General features: G+C 51.2%; 10 protein-coding genes. All 10 read right to left on the minus strand.

Going from position 1 to position 10,665, the window contains the following annotated elements; all coding sequences use genetic code 11:
• Window positions 1-259: 259 nt before the first annotated feature.
• The 10 genes from AC1DF0_RS18940 to AC1DF0_RS18985 all read right to left on the minus strand — a co-directional run bounded on the left by AC1DF0_RS18940 (window position 260) and on the right by AC1DF0_RS18985 (window position 10,656).
• Window positions 260-961: a hypothetical protein gene (locus AC1DF0_RS18940; protein WP_477574965.1), complete on the minus strand. Its 702-nt coding sequence runs from the start codon at window positions 959-961 to the stop codon at window positions 260-262.
• Between the two features lie 50 nt (window positions 962-1,011).
• The gene (locus AC1DF0_RS18945) at window positions 1,012-1,755 is read right to left on the minus strand and encodes a hypothetical protein (protein ID WP_442052826.1); all 744 of its coding nucleotides are present in this window, start codon (window positions 1,753-1,755) and stop codon (window positions 1,012-1,014) included.
• Between the two features lie 542 nt (window positions 1,756-2,297).
• Window positions 2,298-2,915 (minus strand): SGNH/GDSL hydrolase family protein, encoded by a 618-nt coding sequence (locus AC1DF0_RS18950; RefSeq protein ID WP_442052825.1) that lies wholly within the window; start codon window positions 2,913-2,915, stop codon window positions 2,298-2,300.
• 11 nt (window positions 2,916-2,926) lie between these two features.
• Window positions 2,927-4,858: an FAD-dependent oxidoreductase gene (locus AC1DF0_RS18955; protein ID WP_477574966.1), complete on the minus strand. Its 1,932-nt coding sequence runs from the start codon at window positions 4,856-4,858 to the stop codon at window positions 2,927-2,929.
• Window positions 4,859-4,883: 25 nt separating this feature from the next.
• Window positions 4,884-6,209, minus strand: coding sequence for a carbohydrate ABC transporter permease (locus tag AC1DF0_RS18960; protein WP_477574967.1), 1,326 nt, complete (start codon window positions 6,207-6,209; stop codon window positions 4,884-4,886).
• Between the two features lie 5 nt (window positions 6,210-6,214).
• Window positions 6,215-7,126 (minus strand): carbohydrate ABC transporter permease, encoded by a 912-nt coding sequence (locus AC1DF0_RS18965; RefSeq protein WP_477574968.1) that lies wholly within the window; start codon window positions 7,124-7,126, stop codon window positions 6,215-6,217.
• A 73-nt stretch (window positions 7,127-7,199) separates the two neighbouring features.
• Window positions 7,200-8,621, minus strand: a complete 1,422-nt coding sequence (locus AC1DF0_RS18970; protein WP_477574969.1) for an extracellular solute-binding protein — start codon at window positions 8,619-8,621, stop codon at window positions 7,200-7,202.
• 208 nt (window positions 8,622-8,829) lie between these two features.
• A complete protein-coding gene (locus AC1DF0_RS18975; RefSeq protein ID WP_477574970.1) occupies window positions 8,830-9,825 on the minus strand; it encodes an FAD-dependent oxidoreductase in 996 nt (331 codons plus the stop codon).
• Entirely contained in the window at window positions 9,803-10,345 is a 543-nt protein-coding gene (locus tag AC1DF0_RS18980) for a hypothetical protein (RefSeq protein ID WP_477574971.1), read from the minus strand. The genes AC1DF0_RS18975 and AC1DF0_RS18980 overlap by 23 nt, the downstream gene beginning before the upstream one ends.
• An 86-nt stretch (window positions 10,346-10,431) precedes the next feature.
• Window positions 10,432-10,656 carry a hypothetical protein gene (locus AC1DF0_RS18985; RefSeq protein WP_477574972.1) on the minus strand — a complete coding sequence of 75 codons (225 nt, stop codon included), beginning with the start codon at window positions 10,654-10,656 and terminating at the stop codon, window positions 10,432-10,434.
• Window positions 10,657-10,665: the final 9 nt, after the last annotated feature.

Below are 10,665 nucleotides of genomic sequence, written 5' to 3' on the forward strand. Positions count from 1 at the left end.
CTATCCACAGGCCATTGGTTAACCAATAAGTTCCAGTCGAATAGGAGCTAAGCCCTACCGACTATTTTTTCAGAATATTCAAACACAACTCACACCCGTCTCCCCAATGGATATTCCTACCTTCTTACACAAACTTCTTGACGCTACCCAATCATTGAAATCAAAACAAAAAAGCCGCGATAATCGCGGACTTTAATGAGACTACGGTGAACTAGAGTTTGGAAAAAGAGTCTGCTATCTAACACAAGTATTGATTAACTTATGGGTTTGGTGCAATAACCTCTCCGCTAAGATGTATCTCAGTGATAACCGGATTAGTAAAATTCGTTATAGGTACAGGCGGGGCATCAAAGCCGACGCCAAAGCCTGATGGTGGTCCAGCTGCCGCAGTTAAGAAGTAGTTCGTTGTTGGCCCTGCCGCTCCCGTATCGGTGACGTTAAATGTCGATGTGAAAAATCCTTGTATCTGGGTTGTACCCGTGCCCACCAAATTAATTTCCGTTACGGTACCGCCATCTACGATTGTACCGACTAACGTACCTGTAATTGCCGCATCGCGGTAAAAGCTGAAGCGCATCACTTGGCTTGCAACCGCTAATTGGGGAGCAGACCCGCTTTCGAACATATAACTCCATCCGATGGTCGCGTTAAGCGCGATCCGGCTGTCTCCATTAACCCCGCTTACCGTTAAAAATTCGGCCGACACTTGTACTTCAGGCCCAATCGTAGCAGGCGCTACCGGCAGTCCGACAGTCGTGATGACCGGTCCGCCGGCTACCATTGGATTCGGAATTTCGACAAAGTTGTAGGAGGTCAGCAGCCCGCTCCCTGCTGGACCGGGAACTCCTTGTGGACCTACCGGTCCAGCGGGGCCGCTTGGGCCAACCGGGCCAGTAAGTCCTCTTGGTCCTCGGCGGACAATGACTTTGACTTTACGTTTGCAGCATTTTCTGGTTAGCACCCTTCTCTTATGCCTTGGAGCACAATGCACGATTTACACCTCCAGATTGATTAGACCGCATTAGATCCGATAACCTTTCCGCTAAAATGAATTTCACTGATATTGATATTCATAAATTCATTGATAGCCGTTGGACCACCTTCATCCAGATCAAAACTAAACCCGGAAGATGAACCTGCAGCTGCCGTTAGATAATAGTTTACCGTGTTGCCTGTAAATCCCGAATCTGTGCAAGTGAATGAGGCTGTGAATGTCCCCGTGACGAGCATTGTCTCGTCGCCTTCAACGTTGATTTGTGTGACGCTGCCTGCATTTAAGACTTGGCATATGCGCTGACCTGTCAAAGGCGCATTGCGAAATAAACTAAACTGTATTCTTTGCGTTCCAATGGCCACCTCCGGTGCGGGGAGCGTAACGAAGGAAAAACTCCATACAACGGTTGCCGTCAAAGCAATTCTGCTGCTCGCTTCTATACCACGAAGCTCCACAAATTGATTACTGACTTGCACCTCAGGCCCTGTTGTCGCTGGCGCGATTGGCGGTGAAAGCACGACAATCGCAGGGCCGCCTGCTGTCATCGGATTGGGGATTTGAACAAAATCATAGTAAGTCAGCAGTCCGGGTACCGGAACTCCCGGCGGCCCTTGTGGTCCTGCCGGCCCCTGCTGTCCCATTGCTCCTGCAAATCCGAGTCTCCCTCTTGGGGCAACTACTTTTATTTGCAAATCGTCACGGCATGGATTAAAACTCATAATTTGCAATTTCTCTCCGCGACTAATAGACTCGAGAACCAATACCTACACCTCCCGATACAGATGCCTTATCATATGTTTTTGCAACTAAGACGTGTTAGACAGATAACTAGTTTCATAGACGAAGATCCTGGTTTAACCATAATATTTCTGATCCTAATCATGCGAAAAACGATCACTTCCAGTTGTCGATATTAGCAGAAACGCTGCGTTTTGCTCGCCGACTACTTCGCCCAATTACTCTAGGAGCGCTCGCTTACTTCTCAGTTAAGAGTAACGGACAAAATAGCCGCTTTAAACTAACAATATACGGTTACCGAGTCACTAATGGACAAAAGCGACGCTAAGACGGCATATAGTACCGTTTTGATTCATTAAGTGCCTGTAACGGTTCGTGATGTCCATTAGCAAATAGACAGAGCATTAAATGATCGCTAAACGTTCGTAGTGTCCATTAGAATAGAATATTCGTTATTAGAGTGAAAGGCGGAGTCTTCCTATAGAATAAGAGGATGTCCTTTTGGGACACCCTCATCTTATACAAATGCATTTATTGTACTTCTATGCTAATCTTCATTTGCCGATCAAATTCGCTCTAGGAAAGGGATGGCCAGTTCTGCAATCCGCCGAAAGCCTGCCTCGTTGGGATGAAGACGATCATGAGTGAAATAATCCGAAGTTAACCGGGTAATTCCGCTTTCAGCATACAAGTCAAGCACAGGTAAGGCATAATAGGCCCCGATATGGCGAACCGCATCGACGTAATCCCAGAGTCGAAAGCCCGCACTGTTTATAAAGGTTGTATCATACCCGTCCTTATCCCGCTGAAGCGGGGTCCACAAATTCAGACGGGTGTCGGGCCTGCGCGTTAACAGCTCCTCGATCAATGTCGCGTAGGCGCCACAAAACGTATGAATGTCCCGCTCTTCCATGTTCCCCAGCGGCTTATCGAGCCTGAAATCGTTGGTTCCCGCAAAAATCGTAATACAGTCAGGCATTTCCTGTAAGGATCGGCCCGCATAGACGGTCGCCCCGTAGTCGCGGTCTCCACCAGCCGACATCGGACAACCGCTGACAGCGAGATTTACCATATTCCCAAAACCGACTTTGGCACACACCAACGGTTGATAACCATTAGCCGCGCTGATGCTTTCTCCAAGAGTGGCCCAGCTTTTTCCTAACCATCTACCGGATTCTCTCAAATGAATACTCCTTATCCGCTAACTTGCTGAACCTCACGAATGAGTTTATAAAGGCGGTACATGAATGTTCCTCTAGTGACGCTAGACTCGTGGTTAAGCTTCTTATCCGGGTCCTCCCCGGCGGAGATGCCAAGCACTCTTGAAGCAACTCTTATCCATTGAACCATCATAGCCCATGTTAATAGCGTTCGGTCACGCCAGTAATCCCGTGGGTCTGCTTCCTCCAAGGGCAGTCTTGGCCCCATATCCATTCCAACCGGGATGAGGCGGTCCGTCGCCGGAAGCACAGGCAAGACGCGGCATCCGGATAAGGTGCGTACCCATGTGATAAGCTTAGATGCCTCGGATAGCGGAATCGGATCGTCCAATCCGGCTGCATAACTAGTAAAGAACCCCTTCGTTCCAAAGTATTCCGCCGCCCGCCTCGCAGGATGATCCCAGGCCGCATCTTCAAAGTAGGTAATACGCTGCTCTCTGTCAAGCAAGCTGATCTGTAAGGCATCGATCGGCACATGTCGCACTTCCGCGCCTCTTGTAATCGCAAGGTCTGCAGCTATGCCTGCCGCAAAGCCGAGCTGCATCCAGCATGGCTCCATCCGAATGGTTCCGAAGCCCATATGCGTTGCCGATACGGCGACTGGGACAAGCAAGCCGTCAATTTCTTGCGGGACGATAACACCGAATGGAATCTGATAGATCTCCGAAAGCCAATTGAGACCGAGAAACCCCTCAAGCGCTTTATTTTGACCTTCCGGCTCGCGTTTTTTCACCGCATGAGAATCTATGGGGTAATCTCCGATAGCGATGCTGTCGAACTGAATCGGCGCACGCTCCAAGCCTGGAGCAAGCCTTGCATCATTTTCCGTAAACGTATATTCTCCCTGAATCCGTCTGGCTTCACGCACATAAAGTTGCGGGGGGAAATTATCGTAATCGGTATACTCGTCTGCCGCATAACCCCAGCTTTGCGCATCTTTGCGAAATGGCTCCGGCAGCTCCTCATCGTGCTGAATAAACCAAAGCAGCCCTTGAATATATTGAATCTGACGCTTGGCGAATTGTTCCCTCGTCTCGCGATCTCCATCGACATATACCGTATTTTCCTCCGGAAGGTCTGTCGAACACATGCAATAATGGTGGTTATTGCAGTCTGTCTTGCCGTTTGGCACGGACAAAATATTGATCACATCGCGAATGGACTTGATGCGTTGCTCCGCAACATCGGTTGCGAGCGTGGAATAGTCTTCGCGCTCATACCTTTGAGGCTTAGTAATCGCAACGAAATTATCCTGGTTCTGGGTTAGACATAATCGGTAATTATAGGCTTGTATCCGGTCATCCCCCTCGCCTGTGCTGCCGGGATAAACTTCCTTGGACTCGTCGAAGTTCATGTACAGCTTTCCGGCATATTCTTCGTTCCATTCATCCCGGGATTCACGTCCCAGTCGATAAGGAACACCTGCCAGCTCAGCTAGATCACCCTCGTAAGTCCCGTCCACGAACAGATTGCCTTCGATCTCCCATTCCTCTGCATCCGTTTGTACTCGTATGCCCAACAAGCGTTTGCCTTCTACTCGGACTCCCTTCAGCTCCGCGCTCATGTGGATCTGAAGAAGATTTTCCTTGCTTGTCATCTCCTGCAGGATGCGCTTTGCGACTGAAGGTTCAAAAAATAATCCCTTATTGCATTCCTTGACCTGATCGGATTGTTCGCCGTATCGTTCAAGATAATACGCATGCACACGATCGGCAAATTCACGGAATACGGCACCGAATGCATCATGGGAAAGAATATMGGTTCTTCCTAACCCGCTTGTCAGCATTCCGCCTAGATGATCCGTCGGTTCCAGGAGCAATGTCCGCCGACCCTGTCTCGCCGCTCCGAGCGCTGCGCCGATTCCGCCTGGTGTCGCTCCGTATATGACAACCTCGTAGCTTCTCATTTACCTCTGCTCCTTCATGTGATTATTAGCCCTTAATTCCTGTGAAATTAATCCCTTTCTCAACGTAACGTTGCGTGGAAATGAACAAGATCAATAGAGGGATCAGAGAGAGAATGCCGCTCGCGCTGATCAGGTTAGGCCGTACGATCGTATTCCGGTCTGTCGTCTGCTGCATGTCGTTCATCGCGACCGGGAACGTCCAATGCTCCGGCGATTTCGTTACAATATAAGGCCACATGAATTCATTCCATACGGGCACGAAGGTCATGACCCCCACAATGGTGAACACAGGGATCGACATTGGTATGACAATCCGCAGGAAAATACTGAATTCCGTCGCCCCGTCGATCCGTGCCGCCTGCAGCAATTCCTTGGGCAGTTGATCGAAGAAACCCTTGAACAAGAAGATCACGAAGCCCCATGCGAAATGCGGCAGAATAATGGCCCACAAGGAGTCGCTCAGATGCAAGTTTTTAATCAGAATATATTGAGGAATCAGGATCGATACCCCCGGAATCATAATCGTCGCCAGGAAGAACATCAATAGCGTGAATCTCAGACGGCTGCTGCGGATGAGTTGGGACAAGGCGTAGCTGCCGATACCTGCGAAGATCAATTGCCAAAGGATGACGGTGAACGTGACGGTTCCGCTGTTAATAAAGTATCGGTAGAACCCAAGATCGCCCGCTTTCCCGAACGCTATCTGCTGTAAGCTTGCGAAGCTGTCGAACAGTCTCAGCGAATTACGGGAATGCTCGATGCTTGTTATTTTCCCGGCTAACACGTCATGGGATAAGAAAAAATCCCCATAGAGCTTCGCCACCTCATGATCAGAGGAAAGGGCCTGCGTCTTGGCCGGCTTGCTATCCGATCCATACCATACGAAGTCGCTCAGCTTCCTCTCCGCAATGGTTGCCAGCTTCAGCTTCATCACCTTGTCGTTGACGATGCGAGTAGGAACGATGGACATCTGGCCCACATAGAATTGAGCCGAAGTGGTCTTGGCCCGGAACAGCTGCTTGCCGTCCTTCGTCCCCTTCACGATAATCTCGCCGATATTGTTGCGAATTAATGACGCCCAGGGGAACCAGATCGCCTCCATCGCTTCTTTCTTGTAGAAGAGCTCCTCCTCGCTGTCGACGGCTGTGAAATCTAACGTGACGGTAATGGAATGAGGCACGTCCGGAAGAAATTTTGGCGTAGCAGATTGAATCGACTCGTTGTCCATGATGGAAGTGAGGAACAGCCACACGAGAGGCAGCGTGCCGAACACGAGGAAAAAGATCGTCACGACATAGGCGGTGACAGTGAGTCCCTTCTCGCCTTTCTCTGAGATGCGGTTAGGTTTCATGCGAATCAGTTCTCCTCCCTCTGCAGCTTGAATTGAATGACCGTCAGCACGGCAATGACAAGAAACATGAAGAATGATAGCGCTGCCGACATGCCGAAGTTCGATTGCTCGAAGGCGGAACGCTGGATAAGCAAGGACACGACCAACGAAGCATCCGCAGGACCGCCTCTCGTAAGAATGAAGATATTATCGAACGCGAGCAGCGCACCGGACATAAACGAGATGAACTGGATTAGGATGACGAAGCGAATGTTCGGAAGCACGAGGAACATAATACGGCGCCATGGGCCGCAGCCGTCGATCTTGGCCGATTCGAATAATTCCGAAGGGATCGACTTGATCGCGGCGTAGTATAGCAACACTCCAATTCCGCCGCTAGCAAAGAACCCTGGCAGCACAATTGCGAATTTAGTCATAGCGATATCGTTCAGCCAGCCGTAGGGCCCGAGGCCGATTTTGCCCAGCAAGTAATTGAACAGCCCGCTATCGGGGTTGTACATCCACTTCCACAGCAGCGCGCCTGCCACGACCGGCAGAATGCTCGGAATCTGATACAGCACCCGATACACCGCGTTCGCCTTGCGAATCTCGCTAAGGAAAAGCGATTGAACGATCGGAACCCAGAACGTTAACGCGACGGACAACAGGAAGATGATAAAAGTGTTCTTCAACGCAAGCCAGAACGTCGATGTCTTCAAGAAGACGAAGTAATTTTCTAACCCTACGAACTTGCCGGGCGGATTTACGATATCGTAGTTAAATAGACTGATTTGAACGGCCGAGAAGATCAGATAATATTTAAACACGATGAAGACGATAACGGATGGCAATAGAAACAAGACCGGCGTCCACCGAATGCGGAAGCGATTCCTTTTGGTCTGGAGGGCATTTATGGGAGGAGTGGTTTCGAGCTTCATCTTTTCACCGCCTTCAAAAGAATAGATGTGGGGATCTCCGTGTAGGAAACCCCGACATCTCAATAACTTACTATTATTTGCCGGATTTGCTCAGAATGTCCTCGTTATACTTGTCTATGACTTCCTTCTGCGCCAATTGTTCCGCAGCTTTCAGCTCAGTCAGCGGATCTGCATTTTTATCAAGCAGAACCTTCTGGATCGGCTTTACCACGTAAGGACTCAGACTCGACTTCAAGTAATATTCCAACTGCTGCGTCTCGGCTGCCTTGCGAATGGCGCTTAAGAAATCGGCAGGCATTCCCTCGACATAATTCGATAGATCCACGTCCTTGACGACGGTGAACGGGTTGATGCCCAAACCGTTATCTTTATTGAACTGCAGCCTGGTCTCAAAGCTTTCTTTGGAAGACATGAACATGATGTATTCGAAAGCCGCTTGGCGCTCTTCCGGGGACGACGACGGACTGATGGCCCAGAAGCTGCCGCCTACCTGGGACGGCCCTACACCCGCGGGACCTACCGGGTAAGGCATGAAGCYGATCTCGCCCGGGTCCATGCCTTGGCCGACGAAGGTGTTGTAGGAGTCGGACGCACCAAGAATCATTGCTGATTTGCCGCTGTAGAAATCTTTGTTATTCTCTTCGTAAGACTGAAGAACGTTGCTCTGGACGACTTTGTGTGTCCACTTCAAATCCTTATAATACTGCAACGCTTTAACGGTAGCTTCCGAAGTGAAGGTAAGCTTGACTGTTCCATCCGGTTGTAGCTCCGTCAAGTCTCCGCCTGCTTGCCAGACGTAGTACTCGAAGTGCCAATCGCCCCAGTCCATGCCGAGAATATCGAACCCGATGGTCCCCGGATTTTTCTCTTGAACGGTTTTGGCCGTTGCGGCGAATTCATCCCAGGTGGTTGGAACACTAGTGATTCCGGCATTCTCGAACAGCTTCTTGTTGTAGTACACGCCAGTCGAATACATGGATAAAGGTACGCCATAGATTTTGCCGTCCCGCGTTGCCATGTTGAAGGCTCCATCGATAAAGCGATCCTTGTCAGGAGAGCCGTTGATCAAATCCGTAATATCCGCCACGATGCCTGCTTGAACGTACTCCTGCATCTTGGGGAAGGAAGGCCGGAACACATCCGGCTGCTCACCGCCGGCAACCGCTGCCAAAAATTTCTCAGGCGTCTGCGTCTCGTCCTGGTGAATGACCTTGATGTGCGGATAAGCGGCGTCGAACTTAGCCTGCAGCTCTTCGGTGACTACTTTAGTCGAGGCATCCGGCGCCGGCTTATCCCAGACCATAATCTCGACAGGAACCGCTTCTTTTGAAGGTTCTGTCGTATTCTCCGCTGGAGCGCTGCTACTCGGCTGCGTAGTCGTCTCAGCAGACGGAACGTTTCCATTATTGGAACCGCATGCTGCCAGCACACCAAAGGCAAACGACATTGCTAAGAGCGCAACCCCTTTTTGTTTAATCCCCTTATCATTCTTCATTTCTTAAACCTCCCGTGAAGTGTGGTTGTTCTCCCCCTTCATCATAAAGGGTTGCAACCGCTTACTAAATAGAAATACTTAACCAGATCAATATGAAAATTTCACCTCTCGGTCGGCCATGCCATCTCCCAGCGAAAGAGCGTTTGCTCAGCGGCCAATCGTAGTTTAGGAATCATGTCATACGTAATGTGGGACGCTCCTGGCAGGGTCACGTCAAGTCGAGCCCCTCCAGCCCTCTTGGAATGAGAGCGCCGAGCGGAATCGGAACGGATAATTTATGTCCCCACATGCTGCAGGCAACCGTCCATTTCTGCAACGTCTCGCTCTCGAACGCGATGTCCTTGCTGTGGATGTCCACATTGGCATAAGCGTAGAACAAGGGCTCTGTCGTATGACAGCCGTTCAGGAAACGTTCGAGCGTTACCTGCTCTTCCCCCTCGATAAACCTGCCTTCCCGTATTCCGATCAGAGGCGCAAGGCGAAGCCAGCGGTCCCGTTCCTCATAAACGGCCTTCAAGTGCGTAGTGACGGTCGCGGACGCAACAATCGCTTGCGACAGACCTAACGCATCCCTTTGATCGACAAAACCCGAATCGGTATGCCGGAAGCTCACTTGTCCGTTCTCCAGCTGCAGCCATACGTTCGAGAACGGCTGCGACTGGCCGTCCATCGGACGACCGCAGCACATTCCAGCTCCCGCGAGCGCGCTCACGTGCGCGTCCCCCGTACAGTCGATCACGACTTCGCTTTCCGCAGCGAATCTGCCTACCGCGGAAATCCATTCGATTCCGCATACCCGGTTGCCCTGCTTCAGGACTCCCGTGATCGTGCTCTCATACCGGAGGTCGACCCCAAGCCGGATCGCTTCTTTCTCCATCACGACCATCTTGGCTTCTCCGTTCACTCCTTGGGAAGGGGTGAAGCACCTAGCTGAAAGAGTCAACGCCTGCTCGTCCAAGCTCTCGAACAAGCCGCCCCTCGATCCAAAATAATAGCTCCATACGGCCCCTGCTGTTCCTATGCCGCCCATACCATGCAGTCGCTCGACTGCAAGTACCTTCAGCCCTTGTCTGGCGGCGGCAATTGCTGCAATCGCGCCTGCTGTTCCCAGACCTGCTACGATGACATCATAGCGGCCCGCATAAACTCCCTCGAGGGGAGATAGGTTGACCGTACCGTCTCTATACCATCGTGAGCTCTCCATCGGGTTCACCCTCCCATCTCGCTTGGTGTAAATAGCCTTGGTCGATGGCTTCGACCGGATGCCCGTATCCTTCCGATGGCAGCCAGAACCAGTCGTCCATAAGGATCTGCAAGCCTCTCGGCGTTTCGCATTCGAATACGGAGGCGATGGCCGCGATCGTCCAAGGGAGAAGCTCGCTTGGGCGATTCTGCCAATAGTTTAATAGACCGTTTCTTGCCGCGGGCCAATCGTCGTCCGCCTCAAGCGTCCATTTGACGATATGCTCCGCATCAAAACGGCCTTGAACAAGCTCTACTCTTGGATCGTCGACCGCAGGCAACACCTGTTCGGCGATATCGGCATGAATATACGCGTTAACACGGCGCCGTGCAGGACGGAAGCGATCCGCTAACCGTGATAGCCGGCTAGTCGTCGTATCCAGGATACGATCAACCGTTAACGTGCGGATGCCGGAAGCATTGTATACATCGACTTCGAAGCCCGCAGAGAGCTTCCGGATCTGAACAATCTCCGTCAGCAACAGAACCTGGACTCGTGCATCCAGCAGCCTCCGACACAGGACCGGGTGAAGACCCGGCAGGTGGGCCGGCTCTAAGGTCGCCCCTATCAAATTACGTTGCCGAAGCTCTTCGACGAACGAATGTCCGAATTCGGAAAACGAGAGCGACCTGCGTTTCGTCCGGGGTTGAAGCTCTCGATAAACTCTTGCCCGACCGCTGCGGATCGTTCGACCACCAAGGTCGTCTCCGGCTTCGCTAACGCCGCCCCGATTCCGCTGAAAGTCGCACCGCAGATCAACGTCTTGTAGTGATCTTGCCATTCCCTCTTCAATTAAGAATC

The organism is Paenibacillus sp. 05T425, assembly GCF_056396205.1.